This is a genomic window from Intestinimonas massiliensis (ex Afouda et al. 2020) (genome assembly GCF_900626285.1).
GTDB classification, from domain to species: domain Bacteria; phylum Bacillota; class Clostridia; order Oscillospirales; family Oscillospiraceae; genus Flavonifractor; species Flavonifractor massiliensis_A.
The window spans coordinates 2430527-2455324 of record NZ_LR131147.1 but is presented as its reverse complement, the minus strand read 5'-3'; the positions used below and the strand labels follow the sequence as shown (position 1 = coordinate 2455324).

Here is a 24798-nt window from a genome sequence, read left to right as displayed (position 1 = left end):
TCACGGCGTGTCCTTTTTGTATTATCTCTGATCCAGCGGCACGAAGGTGCGCATGGGAGCCACCGCCTTGTAGGCGGGCCGGATGATCCGGTTGCCGGGCTGATAGACCTCCTCGATGCGGTGGGCACACCAGCCTACGATGCGGGCCACGGCGAACAGCGGGGTGTACAGCTCCTGGGGAATACCCATCATCTTGTACACCATGCCGGAGAACAGGTCCACATTGCCGCACACCACTTTGGTCTCTCCCTTGACAGAGAGGAGCACCTCGGGGGTAAGCCGCTCCACGGTCTCGAAGAGCTCAAACTCATCCTCCATTCCCTTGGCGGCGGCCAGCTTCTTGGCAAACCGCTTGAGGATGACCGCACGGGGATCGGACAGGGTGTAGATGGCGTGACCCATGCCGTAGATCAGACCGGACCTGTCGCCCGCCTCCTTCCGCAGCAGCTTGCCCAGGAAGTCCTTCACCTCGTCGTCGTCCTTCCAGTCCTTCACGGCCTCCTCGATGTAGCCGAACATCTCCATAACCTTCTTGTTGGCGCCGCCGTGCCGGGGGCCCTTCAGGGCTCCCACCGCCGCGGCGATGGAGGAGTAGATGTCGGTGCCGGAGGAGGAGAGCACCCGGCAGGCAAAGGCGGAGTTGTTGCCGCCGCCGTGCTCGGCGTGGAGCACCAGGCACAGGTCCAGCAGCCGGGCCTCCTCTTCGGTGAACTGGTTGTCGTGACGGACGGAATAGAGGAAGTTCTCCGCCACGCTGAGCCCCGGCTGGGGCCGGTGGAGGTAAAGGGATTCATTGTCGTAGTAGTGCCGCTTCACCGCAAAGGCGTGGGCCACGATAACAGGCACCCGGGCGATGAGCTGGATGGCCTGCCGCAGCTGGTTGGACAGGGACATGTCCTCCGGATTGTCGTCATAGGAATAGAGGGCCAGCACCGACCGGGCCAGCTTGTTCATCACGTCGGGGCTGGGGGCCTTGATGATCATATCCTCGGTGAACATATGGGGCAGGTCGTGATTTTCGCTGAGGATCTTCTGGAACGTGGTCAGCTGCTCCCGGGTGGGCAGCACGCCGAAGAGGAGCAGATAGGCCGTCTCCTCAAAGCCGAACCGGTTCTCGCTGACGAAACCGTTCACCAGTTCTTCCACGTCGATGCCCCGATACACCAGCTTGCCGGGCGCAGGGATCCGCTCTCCGTCCTGCACATAGTAGCCCATGACGTTACCGATCTGGGTCACACCCGCCATGACGCCGGTGCCGTCGGCGTTGCGCAGGCCCCGTTTCACATTATACCGCTCATAATATGCCGGATCGATCTGGTTATGCTTCTGATATTCCGCGCATAGACTGTTAAGGAAACCCGCAAAGGCCTCCTGCTCCGCATTTTGCATTCGAACCCGCTCCTTCGCCCAAGTTTGAATTGCACCCATTGTAGTCTCTTTTTGATCCGCCGTCAATCCGGAAGGAATCATCCCGCGGATTTTTTGGCAAAACAGCTGGAAGGAGGCGGCGGCAGCGCGGCCGGAAAGTGAATTATGATGAAGAATAACTTGCAAAAAAATGGACAACGGTGGGGTGCCCGGCAGGTGACGGCCACAGCGCTGATTCTGCTGCTGATCCTGTTCCTGCTCCCCCTTCTCTTTTTCGGCACGACGGGCACAGAGACGCCGGAGGAGGCCGCCCCCACCGGGGAGCTGCCCATCGACCGGACAGTGGTGACCCCCCAGCCCTCGGCGGACAGCCAGACCCAGATCCGGGTGGCCCTGTCCGACGGCAGCGTACTCACACTGGGGCTGGACCAGTACCTGTGGCGGGTGGTGGCGGCGGAGATGCCGGCCTCCTTTGAGCCGGAGGCCCTGAAGGCCCAGGCCACCGCCGCCCGGACCTACACCCTGTCCAAGCTGGGCCGCACGGTGGAAAACCACCCGGACGCCGACGTGTGTACCGATATCACCTGCTGCCAGGCCTACATAGATCCGGACCAGGCCGCCGCCAACTGGGGGGACGCGGCGGCGGAGTATGCCGCCAAGATCACCGCCGCCGTGGCGGACACCGACGGTATGGCCATCCTGTACGGCGGCCAGCCCATCCAGGCGGTGTTTTTCTCCTCCGCCGCCGGGCGGACGGTGGACGCGGTGGAGGTGTGGGGCAACTCGGTGCCCTATCTCACCGGAGTGGACAGCCCCGAGGGGGAGGAGGTGCCCAACTACCACTCCACCGCCTCCTTTACCCTGGATGAGTTCAAAACCAAGCTGCTGGGCCAGTACCCGGACGCCGACCTGTCCGGAGATCCCGCCGGATGGTTCCAGAACCTGGTGCCCAACTCCGCCGGGGGTGTGGAGACGGTGGACGTGGGAGGCGTTACCTTCTCCGGCGGGGCCCTGCGCACCCTCTTCGGCCTGCGCTCCACCAGCTTTACCGTCACCGCCTCCGCCGACGGGGTGACCTTCTCCGTCACCGGCTACGGCCACGGGGTGGGCATGAGCCAGTACGGGGCCAACGCCCTGGCCAAGGAGGGCAAAACTTACGAGGAGATTTTAAAGTGGTACTACACCGGGGTGGAGGTGGCTCCCTACACTCCGGCTTCCTAAAAATTTTTTAGCTGCAATGACAAATCGCCATTGTCAAAGGTATTGCTCTTTGGTATAATATCAAATTGGATTGGCATGGGCTATGCCGTCCTAATATGACGTAAAGTGAGAGATCGCGCATGAACACACGCTACGACGTTGCCATTCTGGGCTGTGGAGAGGCCGGCATTTTCGCCGGGTATGAGCTGATGCACCGCAACCCCGGTCTGAAGGTGGTGGCCCTGGACCAGGGCGCCGACATCTACACCCGCAGCTGCCCCATCGTGGCGGGCAAGGTGAAGGAGTGTATCCACTGCAAGGTGTGCGGCACCATGTGCGGCTTCGGCGGCGCCGGCGCCTTCTCTGACGGCAAATACAACTTCACCACCGCCTTCGGCGGCTGGCTCACCGACTTCATGCCCAAGGAAGAGGTCATGAGCCTGATCGACTACGTGGACTCCATCAACATGAAGCACGGAGCCACCGACAAGGTGTTCTCCACCGACACCCCGGCAGCCCGGGAGCTGGAGAAGAAGGCGCTGGAGCACGATCTCCACCTGCTCCAGGCCCGGTGCAAGCACCTGGGCACCGAGAACAACCTGAAGATCCTCCAGAGCATCTATGAGGAGTGCCGCAAGGGCGTGGAGTTCCGGTTCCACACCGCGGTGACCAAGATCGAGAACCTGAACGGTGAGGGCTACCGGCTCATCACCGAGAAGGGGGACGAGATCGACTGTACCTGGCTCATTGCCGGCCCCGGCCGCTCCGGCGCCGAGTGGTTCTCCAACCAGTGCAAGGAGCTGGGTATCCAGCTCATCAACAACCAGGTGGACATCGGCGTGCGGGTGGAGCTGCCCGCCAAGGTGTTTGAGCACATCACCGATGTGGTGTACGAGTCCAAGCTGGTCTACCGCACCAAGCAGTACGGCGACCAGGTGCGCACCTTCTGCATGAATCCCTACGGCCATGTGGTGGCCGAGAGCGTGGAGGGCATCAACACCGTCAACGGCCACTCCTACTCCGACCCCGCCCTCCAGAGCGAGAATACCAACTTTGCCCTGCTGGTGTCCAACCGGTTCACCCAGCCCTTCAACGAGCCCTACCGCTACGGCAAGCACATCGCCTCCCTGAGCAATATGCTGGCCGGCGGCGTGCTGGTGCAGCGGTTCGGCGACCTGGTCAGCGGCATCCGCACCAACGAGCACCGGATGAGCAAGTCCTTCGTCCGGCCCACCCTCACCGCCGCCGTCCCCGGGGATCTGTCCCTGGCCCTGCCCAAGCGGCAGCTGGACGACATCATTGAGATGATCTATCAGCTGGACAAGATCGCCCCCGGCACCGCCAACTACGACACCCTGCTCTACGGCGCCGAGGTGAAGTTCTACTCCGCCCGTCTGGCCCTGTCCGGCGAGCTGGAGACCTCCCTGCCCGGCTTCTTTGCCGTGGGCGACGGCGCGGGCATCACCCGCGGCCTGGCACAAGCGGGCGCCTCCGGCGTCAAGGCCGCTCAGGTCATTCTGAACCGTCTGAAATAAGCCCGCCCGGAGCCCACACAATGCGAAGCATTGCCGCCGGCGGAATTCATTTCCGCCGTGCGGATCAAATCATCAGGGCTCCCGCGGGGCCTTGGCCCCGTGGGATCGACGGCGCGGGCATCACCCGCGGCCTGGCACAAGCGGGCGCCTCCGGCGTCAAGGCCGCTCAGGTCATTCTGAGCCGGCTGAAATAAGCCTCCAAAACGTGCAAAAAACCGCCGCAGGCCCATGGTCCGCGGCGGTTTTTCCGTTTTATTAACCAACTGATTCCTGCACCCGGGTGTGAGCATCGGAGCGCCGCTCCAGCAGGCGGTTGATCTGGCGGCAGAAGAACCGGGAGATGGTCCCCACTGTCAGGGCGCACACCACCGTACCCTCCCGCAGGCCGTGGACCGAACCCAGGCACACCAGAGACACCACCAGGGCGGCCGCCACCATGGTCAGGTCGTACCCGGTCTTGGTCTTGCCGAAGTCCCAGCCGAACACCTGGCTGCAGGTGCGCACAAAGCCCTCACAGGGCAGGATGAGTACATTGGGCACCACCTCCAGGGCCACCCCAAGCCCCAGGAAGCCGCACCCCAGCAGCAGCACCACCCACCGTCCGGCATAGGCCGCCGGCACCAGCGGGGCCAGCAGCCCCATCCACAGGTCGATGCAGCAGGAGAACACAAAGGTGAAGGGGATCTGCAGCAGCTGGATCAGGGGGAACTTCCGCCGGAGCAGCAGGATCTGGCCCCCCAGCATAACGCAGTTGACCACAAAGGAGAAACACCCCAGGGACACCCCGGGGAACACAAAAGTCAGCACATAGGCCAGGCTGGACACCGCCGACGTACCCATCCCCGCCAGCGTGATGAGCGCGATACCCAGCGCGGAGCACACCACACCAATCAAGAAGGTCAGATACCGCCCCAACAGCCCATGGTGACCCATGTCTATCGCCTCCATAAAAATATTTTTTAGTGCTAATAATAGTTTAGCATCTGAAATCTAGGGATTCAAGGGTCACATTGCCTAAATTTGGTGTATCTTTTTTACCAATTTGACAGCGGCGGCGGAGTGGCGACCATAAATTCCTTTTGACAGATCGTATACAGGCAAATATACATTGTGGGCTGCTGGTAAGCTTTTGGTAAAAGTCAGTCCTATAAATGGTTTTCCACATTGTCCACATGGTTTTCCACAGTTTTGCACCCCCTGTGGATATTCAGAAATCGTTGACATAAAACTCGTCAAGAGGAAAAGTAACGTCGCTTTCGCCAAAGTTTTTCCCTCCCCAAGTGGGACGAAATCTGGTATAATCTGAGCAACCGAATTTTCTTTCTGAGGTGATCCCATGTCCGATACCATCGCCGCCATCGCCACCGGTCCGGCCCCCGGGGCCATCGGCATCCTGCGTCTCTCCGGCCCCGGAGCCATAGCCGCCGCCGCCGCCGTGTTCCGCCCCGCCGGCGGGCGGGACCTGCGGTCCTACGGGGACCGCAGGCTGGTATACGGCACCCTGCTGGGGGCGGACGGTATCCCCATCGACCAGGCTCTGGCCACCATCTCCCACGGCCCCCACAGCTACACCGGGGAGGACACGGCGGAGCTCCAGTGCCACGGCTCCCCCATGGTGCTGGCCCTGGGGCTGGAGGCGCTGTTTGCCCAGGGCGTGCGGCAGGCGGGACCGGGGGAATTCACCAAGCGGGCCCTGCTCAACGGACGGCTGGACCTGACCCAGGCGGAGGCGGTGGCCGATCTGATCGACGCGGAGACCCCCGCCGCCGTCCACCAGGCCGCCGGGCAGCTGTCCGGGGCCCTGAGCCGCCGGGTGCAGGGGATCTACGACGGTTTGGTGGACCTGCTGGCCCACTTCCACGCGGTGCTGGACTACCCGGACGAGGACATTGACCCCTTCCGGGCGGACACCATCCACAAGGGTCTGGAGCAGGCCAAAACGGCTCTGTCCGCCCTGCTGGCCACCTACGACCGGGGCCGGTATCTGGCGGGGGGCATCCCCTGCGCCCTTATCGGCCGGCCCAACGCGGGCAAGTCCTCCCTGCTCAACGCCCTGGCTGGGTATGAGCGGGCCATCGTCACGTCTGTGCCCGGCACCACCCGGGACACGGTGGAGGCCCGCTGCCGGCTGGGGAACGTGACCCTGCGGGTCATCGACACCGCCGGCATCCGGGAGACGGCGGACGAGGTGGAGCGCATCGGGGTGGAGCGGAGCCGGGCCGCCCTGGAAGAGGCCGCCCTGGTGCTGCTGCTGTGCGACGGCTCGGTGCCCTTTACGGAGGAGGACGCCCATCTGCTGGAGGAGGCCATGACCCACGCCCCCACCATCCTGGTGTGGACCAAGGGGGACCTGCCCTCCGCCCCCGTTCCCGTCCTTACTCTGGACCCCATGCCTCCGGTGGTGGAGGTCAGCGTCAAGACCGGCCAGGGGCTGGACGAGCTGGCAGAGGCGGTGGAGCGGTTCTTCCCCGCCGGGAACCAGGGGGCGGCCGGGGAGCTGCTCACCAACCTGCGGCAGGCGGACGCCGCCCGGCGGGCCCTGGAGGACGTGGCCAGGGCGGAGGACAGCCTGGCGGCGGGGATTACCCCCGACGCCCTGCTCACCGACGTGGAGGAGGCCCTGTCGGCCCTGGGCGAGCTCACCGGCGCCAACCTGCGGGAGGACGTGACCGCCCGGATCTTTGAGCGCTTCTGCGTGGGGAAATAAAAAACTGCCGCACGATGTGCGGCAGTTTTTGTTTGGTCGCTCATTCCAAGGAAGCTCCGTCCAAGGCGGATTGCGCCATTTCCAAGTCGTCCTTGTGGACATAGAAGGTGTATTCATAGAAGGGAAGGTGCGCTTCATAATGGAGCGCTAGCCGCCCTCCTTTCCCTAGAGGCGGGGTCAGGTCAGACTGGCCGATGTGAAACGGGATGCCCGCCTGGGTGAGGGCGGCGCGGATCTTTCCCACCTCCTGGGAGGACGTGGTGCTGAACAGTTTCCTGCGGGAAAAGATGGGCACTTTCTCAGCCATGGGCTTACGCTCCTTTCTCGCGGCCTACTCCACGATCCCGGCCAGGGCGCTTTCCGCCAGCTCCACATCGTCCTTATGGACGTAGAAGGTGTACTCATAGGCGGGCAAGGGCGCGTCGGCATGGAGGCCCAGCGCACCGTGGACGCCTACAGGCGGGGTCATATCGGACTGGCCGATGTGGAAGGGGATGCCCGCTTCGGTGAGGGCGGCGCGGATCTTTCCTACCTCCTGGGCAGACGTGGTGCTGAACAGCTTTCTGCGGGCCAGGACAGGGACTTTTTCTTCCATAAACTCACGCTCCTTTTCCAAAGTTTGGGGCAGATATCTGCCTTCTGACTTCAGATTACCACCGGAACGCACCTCTGTAAAGGAGAAAAAAGCTCCTTTCAGCTCATGCGGGAAAAATGCTCGATGGCCTTGGCAAACTCGGCAATGGTCTTGTCCGCGTCCCCGTGCTCGATGCCGTCCCGGACGCAGTGGTTGAGGTGACCTTCCAGCACCACCTGGCCCACCTTGTGGAGGGCGCTCTTGGCGGCATTGATCTGCATGAGCATCTCCTCGCAGGGCACATCCTCGTCCACCATCCGGTCGATGGCGTTGAGCTGCCCGATGATCTTCTTCAGCCGGCGGTGGAGGTTGTCGGCGTCCATGCACTGTCTCATTTTCTTTCACCCGCTCTCTTCCTGAAAGGCTGCAAAAAGCCGGCGCGCCGGTGGCGCGCCGGCCGGGGGCGCAAAAACTCAGCTTCGCTCCTCAAAACTGGCGCCGCAGTTGCGGCAGCTCACCGTGATCTTCCCCTTGCCCCGGGGCACCCGCAGGTACTGCCCGCAGTTGGGACATCTGAAGTAACGGTGTTCCTTGTCCCGGTGGATGGTGCGGCGCATCTTTACCCAGCGGATGGCGGGACCCGCCATAGCCAGGAACCGGGCGTTTTCCGCCCGCCGGCGGTCAAACCGCCGGGAGAACATGCGGTACACGTCCCACAGCAGCACCACCAGCGCCACCCAGGAGAGGAAGCCCATATGGGGCAGGCCGGACAGCAGGATCAGGATCACATACACGATGAGGAGGAAAAAGGAGAGCTGGTCGCTGCCATACCGCCCGTACATCAATTTTCTGAAAAAGTTCATGAGCATGAGCTATGGTCGTCTCCTTCAGCCTGAAAGATTAAATTTTTCTGAATATTATGATACCGCCTGCGGCTTTTTTCGTCAAGGAAGCAAACGTAAACAATATGTGAATTCAGCACGGGAACCCCCTTGCGCCGGAAGGGAAAAGCCGGTATACTGGGAGAAAAACCGCAGGAGGACAGGCTATGGGACGCATTGACAAGGAGAATTATTATCTGGATATCGCCCAGACCGTGGCGGAGCGGGCCACCTGCCTGCGGCGGCACTACGGGGCCATCATCGTGAAGAGCGACGAGATCATCGCCACCGGCTACAACGGCGCCCCCCGGGGCCGGAAGAACTGCGTGGATCTGAACTACTGCACCCGGGAGGCTCTGAAGATCCCCTCCGGTCAGCGGTACGAGCTGTGCCGCTCGGTCCACGCCGAGGCCAACGCCATCATCTCCGCCGCCCGGAGCGAGACCCTGGGTGCCACCCTGTACATGGCCTGTGTGGACCCGTCCACCGGCGCCCTCATCTCCGGCTCCACCTCCTGCTCCATGTGCCGCCGGCTCATCATCAACGCCGGCATCCAGCGGGTGGTCATCCGCAACACGGAGACGGAGTACTCCGTGGTCCACGTAGAGGACTGGATCCGGGAGGACGACTCCCTGCCGGAGCAGAAGGGCTGATTGGCTTCTTTTCCCCCGGGCCCCAACGGGTCCGGGGGTTTTTGTGCGTATACGAATTTCCTTGACAGAAGGACGTGTTAGGCCTTAAAATAGTTTAGGTGTAGTATTTTGAAGAACGAGGGGTACGTTCTTCGGTTTTTGTGCGGTTTGGACAAGTCTGTCCGGCCGCGTCCATTCAATATGCCAAGTTCGAACATTGAAAATCCAAGAAAGGGAGGTGTGTTTCAGCCTTGATGCAGACAATCATCGCCTGTGTGATCACCGCTGTGGTCGCACTTGCCATAGGCTTCCCCGCCGGCATCCAGTGGCGCAAGAAGGTCGCCGAGAAGGAGATCTCCAGCGCGGAGGAGGAGGCCAAGCGCATCATCAACGAGTCCATCAAGTCCGCCGAGAGCAAGAAGCGTGAGGCGCTGGTGGAGGCCAAGGAGGAGATCCTCCAGGCCCGCAACGAGTATGAGCGCGAGGTGAAGGAGCGTCGGGCCGACCTGCAGAAGCAGGAGCGCCGGCTCCAGCAGAAGGAAGAAAACCTGGACCGCAAGACTGAGAACATCGAGAAGAAGGAGGACACCCTGCAGCGGAAGCTAACCGAGCTGGACGAGGCCCGGGAAGAGGTGGCCACCGTCAAGAAGACCCAGATGGAGGTCCTGGAGCGGATCTCCGGCTTTACCGCCGAGGAGGCCAAGAACTACCTGATCGACCAGCTGTCCGAGGAAGTGACACACGAGTCGGCCATGAAGGTCCGTGAGATCGAGGCTCAGTTCAAGGAGGAGGCCGACCAGAAGGCCAAGGAGATCCTGTCCCTTGCCATTCAGCGCTGCGCCGCCGACCATGTGGCGGAAGCCACCGTCAGTGTGGTACCCCTGCCCAATGACGAAATGAAGGGCCGCATCATCGGCCGCGAAGGCCGCAACATCCGCACCCTGGAGACCATGACCGGTGTGGATCTGATCATCGACGACACACCGGAGGCCATTACGGTCTCCTGCTTTGACCCGGTCCGCCGGGAGATCGCCCGCATCGCCCTGGAGAAGCTGATCCAGGACGGCCGCATCCACCCCACCCGCATCGAGGAGATGGTGGAGAAGGCCAAGCGGGAGGTGGACGCCACCATCAAGGCCGAGGGCGAGCGCGCCGTGTTCGAAACCAACGTCCACGGCCTGCACCCCGAGCTCATCAAGCTGCTGGGCCGGATGCGCTACCGCACCAGCTACGGCCAGAACGTGCTCAACCACTCCATCGAGGTGTCCCATCTGGCGGGCCTCATCGCCGCTGAGATCGGCGCCGACGTGGCCCAGGCCAAGCGTGCCGGTCTGCTCCACGACCTGGGCAAGTCCATCGACCATGAGGTGGAGGGCTCCCACGTGCAGATCGGCGTGGAGCTGGCGCGGAAGTACCGGGAGAACGAGGATGTGGTCCACGCCATCGAGGCCCACCACAACGACGTGGAGCCCCGCACCGTGGTGGCCTGCATCGTTCAGGCCGCCGACGCCATCTCCGCCGCCCGGCCCGGCGCCCGGCGTGAGAACCTGGAGAACTATATCAAGCGTCTGGAGAAGCTGGAGGAGGTCACCTCTTCCTTCCCCGGCGTGGAGAAGTCCTACGCCATCCAGGCGGGCCGCGAGGTCCGCATCATGGTGGCCCCCGACAAGGTCAGCGAGGACCAGATGGTGCTGCTGGCCCGGGACATCGCCAAGAAGATCGAGGAAGAGCTGGAGTACCCCGGCCAGATCAAGGTGAACATGATCCGGGAGACCAAAGTGGTGGATTACGCCAAATAAGAAGCGCAAAAATCCCGTCCGCGGTGCGGACGGGATTTTTTTACGGTAAAATGGCCTGGATCTGCTCATTCAGGCCGTCGATGTCGGGAACGGCCACCGGGTCGTTGGTCAGATTCCGGTCCAGCTTCAGGGATAAAATGCGGTACACGCTCTCGTCCAGCCGCAGCATGGAGATCCGGCCGCTGTCCACTGCCGCCAGCAGGGCGTCCCGGGCGGCGGCCAGGTTGTCCGCCTGGTGGCATACCAGCAGCAGGTCGCAGCCCGCCTCCACCGCCAGCACCGCCGCCTCCCCCATGCCGCAGCTGTCAGACACGGCGGCCATGGTGAGATCGTCGGTACACACCACCCCGTCAAAGCCCATCTCCTGCCGCAGCAGGCCGGTGACCACCCGGTTGGACAGGGAGGCGGGGTAGTTGGGGTCCAGCTGACGCATCAGGATGTGGGCCACCATCACCATCGGGGCTCCCTGGTCCACGGCGGCCTGGAAGGGCTTCAGCTCGCTCTGCCACAGTTCCTGCTCCGTCTTGTCCACCACCGGCAGGGCCACGTGGGAGTCGGCCAGGGTATCCCCGTGGCCGGGAAAGTGCTTCACCACCGGGATGACCCGGCCCGCTTCCAGGCCCTCATTCACCGCCAGCCCCGCCCGGGTGACTGTCTCCCAGTCGGTGCCGTAGGCCCGGTCCCCGATGACGGTATTCTCCGGGTTGGACCACACGTCCAGGCAGGTGGAGAAGTCCAGGTTGAACCCGAAGGCGGCGCACTGGGCCGCCAGCACCTCTCCCCGGGCCAGGGGGTCTCCCCCGGCCTGGACATAGTCGTAGGCGGAGGGCAGATCGGCCACCTCCGGCGGCATCCGGTCCACCCGTCCCCCCTCCTGGTCCACGCACAGGAACAGAGGGACATAATCCCCGTTCAGCTCCTTCAGGCCGTTGGTCAGATTTGTGAGCTGTCCGGCGCTCTCCACGTTCCGGCCGAAGAGGATGATCCCGCCCACCTGGTAATCGGCCACCGCCCGGGCGCCGTCATCACCGGGCTCCGTGCCGTTGATACCCGCCACCAGCAGCTGGCCCACCTTCTGCTCCACCGTCATGCCCGCCAGCAGCTCCGCCGCCGGGTCAGGGGTGGGGGTGGGCTCCGGCGTGGGCGTAGGCGTCGGCGTCGGGGCGGCGGTGGGTGCTGCCGTCTCCGGAGTGAGAACCACCGGCTCCTGGCTGCCGCAGGCCACTAAAAGCAATACGATCAGTAATACAGGCAGGAGCAAATAGCGCCTTGTCATCGCTTTTTGCCCCCCTTGCGGCGCCTGGGTACGTGCATGGAGCGTCCGCGGCCTTTTCCCTCCTTCCGGTGAGAGGGCTTGGGCCGCTCCTCCTTTTTGGGTTTCCGGGGCGGTACGGGCACGCCGCCGGGCAGAATGAAGTCCACCTGGCCGGACACCGGGTCGGCGGCGGAGCACTCCACCTCCAGCTCCATGCCCAGGGTGTAATGGCCGTTGGGGCCCTGGAGGGTGATGCGGGCCTCGTCGTACTCCCAGGGGCCTTCGGGCAGGGCCTCCACCGGCAGCAGGCCCTCCACCCCGCCGGCCACCATGACGAACAGGCCGAACCGGGTGACGCCGGTGATGGAGCCGGTGAATTTCTCCCCGATGTGGTGGGTCATATACTCCGCCAGGTACCGCTTCTCGATCTCCCGCTCGCTCTCCTGGGCGGCCAGCTCCCGCTGGGAGGACTGGAGGGCGGCCCGGGGCACGGCGGCGGTGAGCTTCCGGCCCTCCTTGTCCCACTTGCCGTCCAGAAGAGAAGTGAGGATGCGGTGGACCATCAGGTCGGGGTAGCGGCGGATGGGGGAGGTGAAGTGGCAGTAGAAGGGGGCGGCCAGGCCGAAGTGGCCCAGGTTCTCCCCGTCATACCGGGCCTTCATCAGGGAGCGGAGCACCATCATGGACACCGCCCCCTCCTCCGGCTTGCCTTTGGCCCAGTCCAGCAGCTTCTGCAGGCCGGGGCCGTCTGCGGTCTTCAGGTCGTAGCCCAGAGGGGCCACCATGGCCCGCAGGGCGTCGGTCTTCTCCTGGGAGGGTTTTTCGTGGACCCGGTAGACGCAGGGCTTCCCGGCCTTCGCCAGATGCTCGGCCACACACTCGTTGGCAGCCAGCATAAAGGCCTCGATGAGCTTTTCGCTCTCCCCCTGGCGGCGGAGCACCACCGCCACCGGCTCACCGTTCTCGTCGCACACCACCTGGCTCTCCTGGGTCTCCAGGTCCAGCCCGCCCCGCCGGCGGCGGCGGCCGTCCAGCACCTTGGCCAGGGAATCCATGTCCTTCAGCATGGGCAGGATGTGGGCATATTTCACCGCCAGGGCCGGGTCCTCCCCCGCCAGCAGCTTGTTGCAGTCCCCGTAGGTCATCCGCTCGGTGGACCGGATCACCGACTTGGCGATCTTGTGATCCACCACGGCGCCGCTCTTGTCCAGGGTCATGATGCAGGACAGGGCCAGCCGGTCCACCTGGGGGTTCAAAGAGCAGATGCCGTTGGACAGGGCCTCGGGCAGCATGGGCACCACCTGGTCGGCGAAGTACACCGAGGTGCCCCGCTCGTAGGCCTCCAGGTCCAGAGGGGTGCCCAGCTGGACGTAGTGGCTCACGTCGGCGATGTGGACCCCCAGCACCCAGCGGCCCTGACCGTCCTCCTCCAGGCTCACCGCGTCGTCAAAGTCCTTGGAGGAGGCCCCGTCGATGGTGATGACGGTCTTGTCCCGCAGGTCCAGCCGTCCTACCATGGCGGCGGTCTGGACGAACTGGGGGATGGCCATGGTCTGGTCCATCACCTCCGGCGGAAACTCCCGGTGGACGTCATGGCTGTACAGGATGGCGGCCACGGCGCTCTGCCGCTTGTCGGCGGGGCCGAAGGTCTCCTTCAGGGTGCCCATGGGGGGGTGGCGGTCACCGCCGAAGCTGGTCATGGACACCGCCACCCGCTCCCCCGAGTGCAGGTTCCGGCGTTTGGTCACCACCTGGATCAGGCCGGGCAGCCGCTCGCTGTCCGGTTTGAGCCACAGGGCATGGTCGTGCTTCTCCAGCACACCGATCACCGTCTTGTTGGCCCGCTCCACCACCCGGGTCACCCTGGCCGTCCGCCGGCCGGTGGCCGGGTCCTCCTCGGTGACCACCACGGCCACCGTGTCCCCGTTCCAGGCGCTGCCCTGGGCCCGGGGCGGCAGGAAACAGTCATCCGCCCGGCTGGTGCCGTCCTGGGGAATGAAAAAGCCGAAGCCCCGGCCTGTAGCCTGATATTTACCCATCAATTCCTCTGATTGATTCATAAACATTTCCTTTCTTTTGTGCGCTTGTCTGTATTATACCCCTGTTTGAGGGCGCACTCAACAAAAAACGCCCTTCCGAAGCCGGAAGGGCGTTTTCTTGGGTTTCTCAGAGCAGGCAGATAATAAAGGTCAGGACCATAAAGCCAATGGCCACCCACTTGGTGATCTTGGCCAGCTTGGCGTCCCAGGTCTTGGCCTTGTTCTTGGTCATAAAGGTATCCGCCACACCGGCGATGGCGCCGGACAGGCCCGCGCTCTTGCCGGACTGGAGCAGCACCACAGCGATCAGGAACAGGCAGGCCGCCACATCAATAATGCTCAGAACCAGCTTGGTAATATCCACGCTACATCGTCCTTTCGACCCCGGTATGGGGTATGTTGCTATCCTTTGGCGCGCGAAAACCGCGCCTACTCTCACACGTAAGAGGTATGATAGCACATTTCCAGGCCGATTGCAAGGGTTTTTTCATATTTTCACCGGGAAGTGCGCAAAATCCTGCGGCTTCCCCAGCAGGTGGCCAGGAAGTAGCCCCCGTACACCACCACCAGCAGCAGGGCGGTGACGGCGGAGGAGGCGGCGGCATCCACCTTCCCCACCTCGGCAATGACGGCGTTGGCGGCGGTCATGCCCACCGCGGCGTGGACCAGGGCCAGGGACAGGGGGAGGAAGAAGGCCAGGAACACCTGGGCGGTCACCGCCCGCCCCCGCATTCTGGCCGGGGCCCCCAGCAGGGACAGAATCCGGTACTGTCCGGCGGAATCGGCGGCCTGGGTCAGCTGCTGGAGGGCCAGCACCGCCGCCGAGGCCAGCAGGAACACCACACCCAGGTACAGGCCGATGAAGAGCACCAGCACCTTGGTGCCCATCAGATCCATCCAGTTCTGCAGCTTGCTGGACCAGCTGAAGCCGCCCAGCTTCGCCAGGCCGGACAGCGCCTCATCAAATTTCTCCTCGGCGGCGTTTTTGTCCCCGGCGTAGTCGGCCAGAAAACACCAGTAGCTCAGGGGGGCGTCCTGGACCGCTCCGTCGGAGAGGACCTCCGCCCCTTCCCCCGCCAGGAAGGCGTCCGCACCCGACTTTCCCCAGCGCTCTGTCAGGGCATCGTAGTCGGCCTGGGTCACCACCGGGCACCGCTCTCCCTGGTACAGGGGGAAGGCATACCAGGCGGTGCACTCGCTCTCCGGGTCAAAGCCCCCCTCCTTTAAAATGCCGGCCAGGTCGGGCTCCGGGTCCCCGGCCTCGTTCCAGAAGATCAGCTGCATATCCCGGGGGTACCGCTCATTGGTCATCTGCTCCACAGTGTTGTTCAGGCCCACCGAGCTGGCGGTGATGCCCAGGGCCAGCAGCAGCATGAGGCAGATCACCGTCATGGACCGGTAGGTGGTATTGATGCGGGCGTTGAACTGCCGCAGCACGAACAGGTTCAAGTTTTTGTACCACAGGCTCTTGCTGCTCTGACAGATCCGCAGCAGGAAGCCGGACAGGGACCGGAAGAACAGCAGGGTACCCAGGCTGCCCAGAGCGATCATCACCCAGAACAGGGTATCCACCCGCAGCAGGCCCCGGGTGAGCAGCATGGCGTAGGCGATGACCAGCAGGACGATCCCCACCAGGAAAAGGGCCACCGACGCCCCCAGGCTCCGCTGGCGCATGGTCTGGTTTACCCGGTTGGCCCGTATCAGGTCGATGAGCTTACACCGGGAGACGGCGAAGGCGTGGTACACCATCACCAGGAGGAAGATGGCGGCGAAGGCCAGGGCGGTCTTGGCCAGGGCGGGCAAGGACACCGAGAAGGTGAAGTAGGTCATGGGCACGGCGAACAGCCTGGCGGTGAAGGCGCTCAGGCCCCAGGCGGCCGCCACCCCCAGCGCCAGCCCCGCGGCCAGGGCCAGGACCCCGATGCACACCGTTTCGGCCAGCAGCAGCCGGGCCACCTGCCACCGCTCCATACCCAGCAGCAGGTAGGTGCCCAGCTCGCTCTTCCGGCGGCGGATGAGGAAGCCGGAGGCGTATAGGATCAGGAAGGCCAGCACCACCCACACAAAGACGGACAGCATACCGATGAGCCGCTGGATGGCCTCCACGATATTGACCTTGGGGTTCTGGGCCAGAAAGCGGAGCACCGACTGGTTCTCCAGGGCGTTGAACACATAGAACAGACACACGCCGAACACGATGGTGAGGAACCACACCCCGTAGTCCTTCACGCTGCGGCGGACGTTTTTCCAGGCCAGCTTAGAGAACATCGCTCTGGTCACCTCCCAGCCGGGTCACCACGCCGATGATCTCCCGGAAGAATTCCTTCCGGCTCTTCGCTCCCCGCTCCAGCTGGGTGAGCACCGCCCCATCCTGAAGAAAGAGGATGCGGTGGCAGTAGCTGGCGGTGAAGGCGTCGTGGGTGACCATCAGGATGGTGGCCTCCCGCTGGCTGTTCAACGCCTCAAACCGGTCCAGCAGCAGCTTGGCGGACTTGGAGTCCAGGGCCCCGGTGGGCTCGTCGGCCAGCACCAGGGCGGGGCCAGTCACGATGGCACGGGCCGCCGCCGTCCGCTGCCGCTGGCCGCCGGACATCTGATAGGGGTACTTGCCCATGCAGTCGGCGATCTCCAGCAGGCGGGCGGTCTCCTTCACCTTTTTCTCCACCAGTCCCGGGGCCGTCCCCCGGATGGTGAGGGCCAGGGCGATGTTCTCAAAGGCGGTGAGGGTGTCCAGCAGGTTGCAGTCCTGGAACACGAAGCCCAGCCGCTCCCGCCGGAACCGGGAGATCTCCCTGGGCTTCAGCCGGGTCACCTCTCTCCCCTCCACCCAGATCTTGCCCCCGGTGGGGCTGTCGATGGTGGACACGCAGTTGAGCAGGGTGGATTTGCCGCTGCCCGACGCCCCCATGATGCCCACGAATTCCCCCTGATCCACCGAAAAACTCACATCGCTGATGGCCCGGGTCAGGCCGTACTCCCGCACCAGATGCTCCACACGCAGAATCGGTTCCATATCGTTTCCTCCCTTTTGTTTGTCTCAGGATAACAAAATTTTCTTAATTATTTGCAAAGACCCTCTTACCCTTTTGTGAAGCCTTTCCCACGATTTTCTGGCGGAGGCAAAAAATTTTTAAGTTGTCCTTGATTTTTTTCTGTACCCGATTATAATGGAATTGAAAGGACATATATTTTAATAAGGAGGAATTTTTTTATGAATCAGACCATTTCCGCCGCCAACGCCCCCGCCGCCGTGGGCCCCTACTGCCACGCCAAGCTGGCCGGCAACACCCTGTACACCTCCGGCCAGCTGGGCCTGATCCCCGCCACCGGGGAGCTGCCCGCCGGTGTGGAGGCCCAGGCCCGTCAGGCTCTGGACAACCTGGGCGCCGTGCTGAAGGCCGGCGGTATGGACTTCTGCGATGTGACCAAGACCACCGTGTTCCTGGCCGACATCAACGACTTCGCCGCCATCAACGCCATCTACGCCGAGTACTTCACCGGCGAGGCTCCCGCCCGCTCCTGCGTCCAGGTGGCCGCTCTGCCCAAGGGCGCCCTCTTCGAGATCGAGGCTGTCGCCGTTAAGTAAGAACCACAGCGAGGCAGCGCACGGCCACCTGGAATCGCGCCAAGTGGCGCGTCCGAGCGTTTTGCACAGCAAAACCTCGCCGCAGGGCAAATTCATTTTGCCCGCGGAAATGTAATCGGGTCCCCATGCGGCAAAGCCGCATGGGTCGGCCGCTCTGCCCAAGGGCGCCCTCTTCGAGATCGAGGCTGTCGCCGTTAAGTAAGCATGGTTCCGCAGAAAAGCGGCCGTCCATTCGGACGGCCGCTTTTTTAAACTTTACGGTCTATTTATTGGCGTTTTATAACGGATTCTACCATTTGGCTCCCTTTGTTTTGTCTATTTCCCACAAAAATTCACGTTGCTTTTTGGCTGCCGGTTTTCATATTTTCCTTGCATCCGGGGTCCAAATCGGTTATAGTTTGATTGTAAAAAATATTGTTTGCGCTAAAAAATTTTTGTGAGGTGACAGGAATGGGTACACCGAAACTCAGCAGCGCTGATACCGTATTCCAGTGGAAAGGCATTCCCCAGCCGGGCCAGCTGGTCCCCCTGGGTCTGCAGCACGTGGTGGCGGCCGTGGTCGGCATCATTACGCCGGCTATTCTGGTCTCCAACACCTGCGGTCTGTCGGAGGCGGAAAAAACCCTGATGATCCAGGTCTCCCTGATTCTGACCGCGCTGGCCACCCTGCTCCAGCTCTTCCCCATTTTCGGGCGGATCGGTTCCGGCCTGCCGGTGATCATGGGCATCAGCTTCGCTTACATTCCCACTCTGCAGGCCATCGGCGCGGAATTTGACATTGCAACCATTCTGGGCGCTGAGATCGTGGGCGGCATTGTGGCCATTGTGTTCGGCATCTTCGTCAGATGGATCCGCCCCCTGTTCCCCCCGCTGGTCACCGGCACGGTGATTTTCACCATCGGCCTGTCCCTCTACCCCACCGCCGTGAAGTACATGGCCGGCGGCGCGGGCACCGAGTGGTTCGGCAACGTGAAGAGCTGGGTGGTGGCCCTCGTCACCCTGGCGGTGGTGGTCATCCTGTCCAACTTCACCAAGGGCATCTTCAAGCTGGGCGCTATCCTCTTCGGCATGATCGTGGGCTACATCCTGGCCTACTTCATGGGGATCGTGGATCTGTCCGGTATCGGCTCCTCCAGCTGGTTTGCCCTGCCCCAGGTCATGCCTTTTGAAATCAAGTTCATTCCCTCCGCCTGCGTCTCCCTGGCCATTGTGTATGTGGTCAACGCAGTGCAGACCATTGGCGACCTGTCCTCCACCACCATGGGCGGCATGGACCGGATGCCCACCGACAAGGAGCTGTCCGGCGGCATCATCGGCCAGGGCATCATGAGCATCCTGGGCGCCTTCTTCGGCGGCCTGCCCACCGCCTCCTACAGCCAGAACGTGGGCATCGTCACCGTCAACAAGGTCATCAACCGGGCGGTGTTCGTGCTGGCCTCCCTCATCCTGCTGGTGGCCGGCCTGGTGCCCAAGTTTGCCTCCCTGCTCACCACCATTCCCCAGTGCGTCATCGGCGGCGCCACCATCTCCGTGTTCGCCACCATTACCATGACCGGTATCCGTATGATCACCGAGGGCGGCTTCACGCCCCGGAAGAGCTCCGTGGTGGGCCTGTCCGTGGCCCTGGGCGTTGGCATCACTCAGGTGTCCGGCTGCCTGGCCGGCGAGGGCTTCCCCGGCTGGGTAAACACCGTGTTCGGCTCCTCCTCCGTGGTGGTGGCCACCATCATGGCCATTATCCTGAACCTGATCCTGCCCAAGGAAAAGGAATCCAAGTAAATAAAAAAGTGCCCGGCTCCTTGCGGAGCCGGGCACTTTCCGGGCTTTTTACTCTTTGGCCTCGTCAATGTAGCTGTACAGGGTGTACTTGGAGATGCCGAAGAACTTGCACACCTTGTCGCCGCTCTTGGTAATGAGGAAGGCGCCGGTGTCGTTGAGGAACTGCACCGCCTTCACCTTGTCCTCCTTGCTCATGAGGGCCACCGGTTTGCCCACGATCTTCACGCTCTGCTGGATCAGCTCATCCAGCAGGTCGGACACGTTGCGGGAGATGGCCTCCGGCTCCTTCTCCTCTTTTTCGGTAGCTGTAAACTGCTTCAGGGCGGTCTCCATGGCCAGCATGAGGGTGATGTCGTAGTTGATGCCGAAGATGCCGATGGGGGTCCCGTCATCATCCCGGATATAGATGGTGGTGGACTTGAGGATCTTGCCGTCCTTGGTCTTGGTCAGGTAGCTCAGGTGGTCGTGCAGCTCGTTGTTCTCCCCCCGCAGAGCCTCCAGCACCACGTGGGAGGGACCGTCCCCCACCTTGCGGCCGGTGACCTGCCCGTTTTCAATGGCGACAATGGAGCTCTCCGGGTCGTTGGTGGCCAGGTCGTGGACTACCACCTCGCAGTTGGGGCCAAACTGGCTGGCGATTCCCTTGGCCAGTTTGAACAGGAATTGCAGCGTAGAGGCTTCTAACACGGCGCGTCTCTCCTTTGATGGAAATGATGGAAATTGTCGTCTTTCGGTGCTTTTATTTTACCACAGAATGACGCAATTGCAATAAAATTATGTGGGCTAAAAATTTTTTAGTTTTTCTCACAAAGGTGTTGCACGCCCGTGGTTTTCGTGGTAATATAGACCCGTAGAGCAAACTATTCTGTTCATGTTTCACAAATTTTTATCATTTGGTTGTGGCTGCAACGGAGTGCTTTCGCGCACGGGCTGGATGGACCTGGAATTCGTCTGGAGGTTGCGCGCACGCCGCCGCCCTCCCGGAACGCTGGCGTCCATTCTCTGAGGAATGGACGTTTTTTTCTTGGAAAAAAGAATATCATATATGATAGGAGGAACCACAGATGCTGCTGGTTGGAAACGGAAAAGTGATTACCCGCAACCCGTCGCTCCCCTACCTGGAGGACGGCGCGGTGGTGCTGGACGGCGAGGCCGTCAAGGAAGTGGGAAACCTGGCCGATCTGAAGGCCAAGTACCCCGACGCGGAATTTGTGGACGCCAGGGGCGGGGTCATCATGCCCGGCCTCATCAACGTCCACACCCACATCTACTCCGGCCTGGCCCGGGGCCTGTCCATCGAGGGCAACAATCCCACCAACTTCCTGGAGGTGCTGGAGGGGATGTGGTGGAACATCGACCGCCACCTGACCCTGGACGGAACCCGCGCCAGCGCCTACGCCACGGTGCTGGACTGCATCCGGGACGGTGTCACCACCATTTTCGACCACCACGCCTCCTTCTGCGAGATCCCCGGCTCCCTGTTCGCCATCAAGGACGTGTGCCAGGAGCTGGGCATCCGGGCCAACCTGTGCTATGAGGTGTCCGAGCGGGACGGCGAGGAAAAGACCCGCCAGTCCATCCAGGAGAACGCCGACTTCGCCAAGTGGGCCAAGGAGCAGGACGACGACATGATAAAGGCCATGTTCGGCGGCCACGCCCTGTTCACCATCTCCGACAAGACCTTTGAGGAGATGGTGAAGGCCAACGACGGCATGACCGGCTTCCACATCCACGTGGCCGAGGGCATGAACGACGTGTACGATTCCCTGCGCAACTACGGCTGCCGCCCGGTGAACCGGCTGCTGTACAACGGCATTCTGGGGGAAAAGACCATGCTGGGCCACTGCATCCACGTCTCCCCCGCCGAGCTGGACATCATCAAGGAGACCAATACCATGGTGTGCCACAACCCGGAGTCCAACATGGGCAACGCGGTGGGCTGCTCCCCGGTGCTCCAGATGTACGGCAAGGGCATCCTCATCGGCCTGGGCACCGACGCCTACACCCACGACATGCTGGAGAGCCTGAAGGTGCTGCTGCCCATGCAGCGCCACAACGCCTGCCTGCCCAATGTGGGCTGGTGCGAGGCCACCGGCATGCTGTTTGAGAACAACGCCAAGATCTGCGCCCGCTACTTCAAGAAGCCCCTGGGCGTGCTGAAGCCCGGCGCCGCCGCCGACGTGATCGTCATGGACTACAAGCCCTTCACCCCCTTCTCCGCCGAGAACATCGACGGCCACATGCTCTTCGGCATGATGGGCAAGAACTGCCGCACCACCATCATCAACGGCAAGGTGCTGTACAAGGACCGGGAGTTCGTGGGCATTGATGAAGAGCGCATCAACGCCTGGACCATGGAGCAGGCCAAGAAGCTGTGGGGCGAGCTGAATCATCGCACCTACTGATATCAATTGATCAAATTTGGAGGTCGAATCATATGAGCGACATTATGCGCCCCATTCCTTTTTCCAACCTGATGAACTGGGTCCTGACCGAGTACAGGAACCAGGGCTCCATCTTCGGCGTGTCCAAGCTGGTACGCCATGACAACGGCAAGGCCCTGCCCATGTTCAAGGAGAAGATCGAGTCCCCCTACGGCCCCGCCGCCGGCCCTCACACCCAGCTGGCCCAGAACCTGATCGCCGCCTATGCCGCCGGCGCCCGGTTCTTTGAGCTGAAGACCGTGCAGATCATGGACGGCGACGAGCTGAGCAAGTGCGTGGCCAAGCCCTGCATCACCGCCGAGGATGAGTGCTACAACTGCGAGTGGTCCACCGAGCTGTATGTGCCCCAGGCCTTTGACGAGTACGTGAAGGGCTGGTTCGCCTGCAAGCTGCTGGCGAAAGAGCTGGGCCTGGGCGATCCCGACGGCTTCGTGTTCAACATGAGTGTGGGCTACGACCTGGCGGGCATCAAGAGCGAGAAGATCGACAAGTACATTGAGGGCATGAAGGACGCCTCCGCCACCCCCGTGTGGCAGGAGTGCATGGACTGGGCCCTGGGCAACCTGGACAAGTTCCAGAACGTGGACGAGGCTTATGTGAAGGCCATCTCTCCCAAAGTCTCCGACTCCATCACCGAGTCCACCCTCCACGGCTGTCCCCCCGACGAGATCGAGCGCATCGCCACCTACCTCATCACCGAGAAGAACCTGAACACCTACGTCAAGTGCAACCCCACCCTGCTGGGCTATGAGTTCGCCCGCAAGACCCTGGACGGCCTGGGCTTCGACTACATCGCCTTTGACGACCACCACTTCGTGGAGGATCTGCAGTGGGCCGACGCGGTGCCCATGTTCCAGCGGCTGATGAAGCTGACGGCGGAGCGGGGCCTGGAGTTCGGCGTGAAGCTGACCAACACCTTCCCCGTGGACGTGAAGGCCGGGGAGCTGCCCAGCGAGGAGATGTACATGTCCGGCCGCTCCCTGTACCCCCTGTCCCTGTCCCTGGCGGGCAAGCTGGCCCGCGAATTTAATGGCAAGCTGCGGATCTCCTACTCCGGCGGCGCCGACTACTACAACATCAAGGACCTGTTTGACGCCGGCATCTGGCCCATCACCATGGCCACCACCGTGCTCAAGTCCGGCGGCTACCAGCGGTTCAGCCAGATCGGCAATCTGCTCATGGACATCCCCTACGGCCCCTGGGCCGGAGTGGACCCCGCCAAGGTGGAGGGCATGATGACTGCCTTCGCCGCCGACGGCCACTACCAGAAGCCCATGAAGCCCATTCCCAGCCGCAAGGCCGACAAGAAGGTGCCCCTTATCGACTGCTTCTCCGCCCCCTGCCGCAGCGGCTGCCCCATTGAGCAGGACATCCCCGCCTACCTGATGCGGGTGAACGCCGGCAAGTATGAGGAGGCCCTGGAGATCATCACCCACCGCAACGCCCTGCCCTTCATCACCGGCACCATCTGCTCCCATCGCTGCCAGGACAAGTGCATGCGCAACGCCTACGAGGAGAGCGTGTATATCCGCACCCAGAAGCTGCGTGCCGCCGAGGGCGGGTTCGACGCCCTGCTGCCCAAGCTGAAGCCCGGCGCCCCCGTGGCCGGCAAGAAGGTGGCCGTCATCGGCGGCGGCCCCGCCGGTATGTCCGCCGCCTACTTCCTGGGCCGGTCCGGCGTGGACGTGACCATCTTTGAGCGGAAGGATTCCCTGGGCGGCATCGTCCGCCACGTGATCCCCGCCTTCCGCATCAGCGACGCCGCCATCGACAACGACGTCAAGCTGATGAACGCTATGGGCGTGAAGGTGGAACTGAACACCGAAGTGAAGGACGTGCAGGAGCTCTTTAAGCAGGGCTACACCCACGTGCTCCTGGCCACCGGCGCCTGGAACAAGGGCAGCGCCGGCCTGGAGTACGGCCAGGAAATGAACGTCATCGAGTTCCTGGAGGCCGCCAAGAAGAACCCCGGCAGCCTGAACCTGGGCAAGCACGTGGTGGTCATCGGCGGTGGCAACACCGCCATGGACGCCGCCCGGGCCGCCAAGCGGATCGACGGGGTGGAGACCGTGTCTCTGGTGTACCGCCGCACTAAGCGCTACATGCCCGCCGACCAGGAGGAGCTGGAGTTCGCCCTGGAGGACGGGGTGGAGTTCCAGGAGCTGCTGGCTCCCGTGGGCGTGAAGGACGGGGTCCTCACCTGCCATGTGATGGAGCTGGGCGCCCCCGACGCCTCCGGCCGCCGCTCCCCGGTGGACACCGGCAAGGTGGCTGAGGTGGCCGCCGACACCGTCATCACCGCCGTGGGCGAGAAGGTGGACACCGCCCTGTACACCGCCAACGGCCTGGAGGTGGACAAGAGAGGTAAGGCTGTGGTCAACGCCGACACTCTGGAGGCCTCCGTGAAGAATGTGTTCGTCATCGGTGACGGCATGAAGGGCCCCGGCACCGTGGTGGAGGCCATTGCCGACGCTACCAAGGCCGCCCGGGCCATCCAGGACTTTGACGTGGACACCTATGTGGACAAGAACGTCAACCCCGACTACAACGCCCCCCTGGCCAAGCGGGGCGAGCTGTGCGCCGACTGCAAGAACAGCAGCGAGATCCGCTGCCTGGGCTGCGCCACCGTGTGCGAGACCTGCACCGAGGTGTGCCCCAACCGGGCCAACGTGGCGGTGGCGGTGCCTGGCATGCGCCAGCGCCAGATCATCCACATGGATGGCATGTGCAACGAGTGCGGCAACTGCGGCACCTTCTGCCCCTACGACTCCAACCCCTACAAGGATAAGTTCACCCTGTTCTGGAGCGAGGAGGATTTTGACAACAGCGGGAACCAGGGCTTCCTGAAGCTGAACGGCACCAACACCCGGGTCCGCCTGGACGGCCAGGTGAAGGAGTACGACGTGGCCGACGAGAGCTGCGGCCTGTACGATCCCATCCGCCGCCTGATCTGCGCGGTGTACGACAACTACAGCTATCTGCTGAAATAACGGAATAAC

General features: G+C 62.8%; 23 protein-coding genes. 10 read left to right on the top strand and 13 right to left on the bottom strand.

The window, feature by feature from the left end:
* Positions 1–21: 21 nt before the first annotated feature.
* On the bottom strand, positions 22–1389 hold the full coding sequence (locus tag E0E41_RS12160; RefSeq protein ID WP_130870142.1) for a citrate/2-methylcitrate synthase: 1368 nt from the start codon (positions 1387–1389) through the stop codon (positions 22–24).
* A gap of 144 nt (positions 1390–1533) precedes the next feature.
* Between E0E41_RS12160 and spoIID the strand changes: the two genes are divergently transcribed.
* The 3 genes from spoIID to E0E41_RS18540 all read left to right on the top strand — a co-directional run bounded on the left by spoIID (position 1534) and on the right by E0E41_RS18540 (position 4297).
* Positions 1534–2589 carry a stage II sporulation protein D gene (gene spoIID, locus E0E41_RS12155; RefSeq protein WP_242623769.1) on the top strand — a complete coding sequence of 352 codons (1056 nt, stop codon included), beginning with the start codon at positions 1534–1536 and terminating at the stop codon, positions 2587–2589.
* Positions 2590–2708: 119 nt separating this feature from the next.
* Complete coding sequence (locus tag E0E41_RS12150; protein WP_130870141.1) at positions 2709–4103, top strand: NAD(P)/FAD-dependent oxidoreductase; 1395 nt, start codon at positions 2709–2711, stop codon at positions 4101–4103.
* A 20-nt stretch (positions 4104–4123) separates the two neighbouring features.
* The gene (locus tag E0E41_RS18540) at positions 4124–4297 is read left to right on the top strand and encodes a hypothetical protein (protein ID WP_165450547.1); all 174 of its coding nucleotides are present in this window, start codon (positions 4124–4126) and stop codon (positions 4295–4297) included.
* A 61-nt stretch (positions 4298–4358) separates the two neighbouring features.
* On the opposite strand, the gene E0E41_RS12145 is transcribed toward E0E41_RS18540, so the two are convergent.
* Both E0E41_RS12145 and E0E41_RS12140 read right to left on the bottom strand, forming a co-directional pair.
* On the bottom strand, positions 4359–5036 hold the full coding sequence (locus E0E41_RS12145; protein ID WP_130870140.1) for a YczE/YyaS/YitT family protein: 678 nt from the start codon (positions 5034–5036) through the stop codon (positions 4359–4361).
* A gap of 81 nt (positions 5037–5117) precedes the next feature.
* Positions 5118–5366, bottom strand: a complete 249-nt coding sequence (locus tag E0E41_RS12140; protein ID WP_130870139.1) for a hypothetical protein — start codon at positions 5364–5366, stop codon at positions 5118–5120.
* Between the two features lie 73 nt (positions 5367–5439).
* Between E0E41_RS12140 and mnmE the strand changes: the two genes are divergently transcribed.
* Positions 5440–6810, top strand: a complete 1371-nt coding sequence (gene mnmE / locus E0E41_RS12135; RefSeq protein WP_130870138.1) for a tRNA uridine-5-carboxymethylaminomethyl(34) synthesis GTPase MnmE — start codon at positions 5440–5442, stop codon at positions 6808–6810.
* A 40-nt stretch (positions 6811–6850) separates the two neighbouring features.
* Here the strand turns inward: mnmE and E0E41_RS12130 are convergent, their stop codons facing one another.
* From E0E41_RS12130 to E0E41_RS12115, 4 genes are all read right to left on the bottom strand, one after another.
* Positions 6851–7117: a hypothetical protein gene (locus tag E0E41_RS12130; RefSeq protein WP_130870137.1), complete on the bottom strand. Its 267-nt coding sequence runs from the start codon at positions 7115–7117 to the stop codon at positions 6851–6853.
* A gap of 24 nt (positions 7118–7141) precedes the next feature.
* A complete protein-coding gene (locus E0E41_RS12125; protein WP_130870136.1) occupies positions 7142–7405 on the bottom strand; it encodes a hypothetical protein in 264 nt (87 codons plus the stop codon).
* A 98-nt stretch (positions 7406–7503) separates the two neighbouring features.
* Positions 7504–7779 carry a metal-sensing transcriptional repressor gene (locus E0E41_RS12120; protein WP_130870135.1) on the bottom strand — a complete coding sequence of 92 codons (276 nt, stop codon included), beginning with the start codon at positions 7777–7779 and terminating at the stop codon, positions 7504–7506.
* A gap of 78 nt (positions 7780–7857) precedes the next feature.
* Positions 7858–8253, bottom strand: a complete 396-nt coding sequence (locus E0E41_RS12115; protein ID WP_130870134.1) for a hypothetical protein — start codon at positions 8251–8253, stop codon at positions 7858–7860.
* 179 nt (positions 8254–8432) lie between these two features.
* On the opposite strand from E0E41_RS12115, the gene E0E41_RS12110 reads away from it, so the two are divergent.
* Entirely contained in the window at positions 8433–8918 is a 486-nt protein-coding gene (locus E0E41_RS12110; protein WP_130870133.1) for a deoxycytidylate deaminase, read from the top strand.
* A gap of 233 nt (positions 8919–9151) precedes the next feature.
* Positions 9152–10696, top strand: a complete 1545-nt coding sequence (gene rny / locus E0E41_RS12105; RefSeq protein WP_130870842.1) for a ribonuclease Y — start codon at positions 9152–9154, stop codon at positions 10694–10696.
* Between the two features lie 40 nt (positions 10697–10736).
* Here the strand turns inward: rny and nagZ are convergent, their stop codons facing one another.
* The 5 genes from nagZ to E0E41_RS12080 form a co-directional block, all read right to left on the bottom strand.
* Entirely contained in the window at positions 10737–11972 is a 1236-nt protein-coding gene (gene nagZ / locus E0E41_RS12100) for a beta-N-acetylhexosaminidase (RefSeq protein ID WP_130870132.1), read from the bottom strand.
* The gene (gene rnr, locus E0E41_RS12095) at positions 11969–14017 is read right to left on the bottom strand and encodes a ribonuclease R (protein ID WP_278045186.1); all 2049 of its coding nucleotides are present in this window, start codon (positions 14015–14017) and stop codon (positions 11969–11971) included. Before rnr ends, nagZ begins: the two co-directional genes overlap by 4 nt.
* Positions 14018–14117: 100 nt before the next feature.
* Positions 14118–14354, bottom strand: a complete 237-nt coding sequence (gene secG / locus E0E41_RS12090; protein ID WP_130870130.1) for a preprotein translocase subunit SecG — start codon at positions 14352–14354, stop codon at positions 14118–14120.
* 131 nt (positions 14355–14485) lie between these two features.
* Entirely contained in the window at positions 14486–16258 is a 1773-nt protein-coding gene (locus E0E41_RS12085; RefSeq protein ID WP_130870129.1) for an FtsX-like permease family protein, read from the bottom strand.
* Positions 16248–17003 carry an ABC transporter ATP-binding protein gene (locus E0E41_RS12080; protein WP_130870128.1) on the bottom strand — a complete coding sequence of 252 codons (756 nt, stop codon included), beginning with the start codon at positions 17001–17003 and terminating at the stop codon, positions 16248–16250. Before E0E41_RS12080 ends, E0E41_RS12085 begins: the two co-directional genes overlap by 11 nt.
* Before the next feature lie 198 nt (positions 17004–17201).
* On the opposite strand from E0E41_RS12080, the gene E0E41_RS12075 reads away from it, so the two are divergent.
* The gene (locus E0E41_RS12075) at positions 17202–17576 is read left to right on the top strand and encodes a RidA family protein (protein ID WP_130870127.1); all 375 of its coding nucleotides are present in this window, start codon (positions 17202–17204) and stop codon (positions 17574–17576) included.
* A 450-nt stretch (positions 17577–18026) separates the two neighbouring features.
* The gene (locus E0E41_RS12070) at positions 18027–19355 is read left to right on the top strand and encodes a uracil-xanthine permease family protein (RefSeq protein WP_130870126.1); all 1329 of its coding nucleotides are present in this window, start codon (positions 18027–18029) and stop codon (positions 19353–19355) included.
* A 48-nt stretch (positions 19356–19403) separates the two neighbouring features.
* Here the strand turns inward: E0E41_RS12070 and E0E41_RS12065 are convergent, their stop codons facing one another.
* Positions 19404–20042, bottom strand: coding sequence for a helix-turn-helix transcriptional regulator (locus E0E41_RS12065; protein ID WP_130870125.1), 639 nt, complete (start codon positions 20040–20042; stop codon positions 19404–19406).
* 377 nt (positions 20043–20419) lie between these two features.
* On the opposite strand from E0E41_RS12065, the gene ssnA reads away from it, so the two are divergent.
* Both ssnA and ygfK read left to right on the top strand, forming a co-directional pair.
* On the top strand, positions 20420–21760 hold the full coding sequence (gene ssnA / locus E0E41_RS12060) for a putative aminohydrolase SsnA (RefSeq protein WP_130870124.1): 1341 nt from the start codon (positions 20420–20422) through the stop codon (positions 21758–21760).
* 32 nt (positions 21761–21792) lie between these two features.
* Entirely contained in the window at positions 21793–24789 is a 2997-nt protein-coding gene (gene ygfK / locus E0E41_RS12055) for a putative selenate reductase subunit YgfK (RefSeq protein ID WP_130870123.1), read from the top strand.
* Positions 24790–24798: the final 9 nt, after the last annotated feature.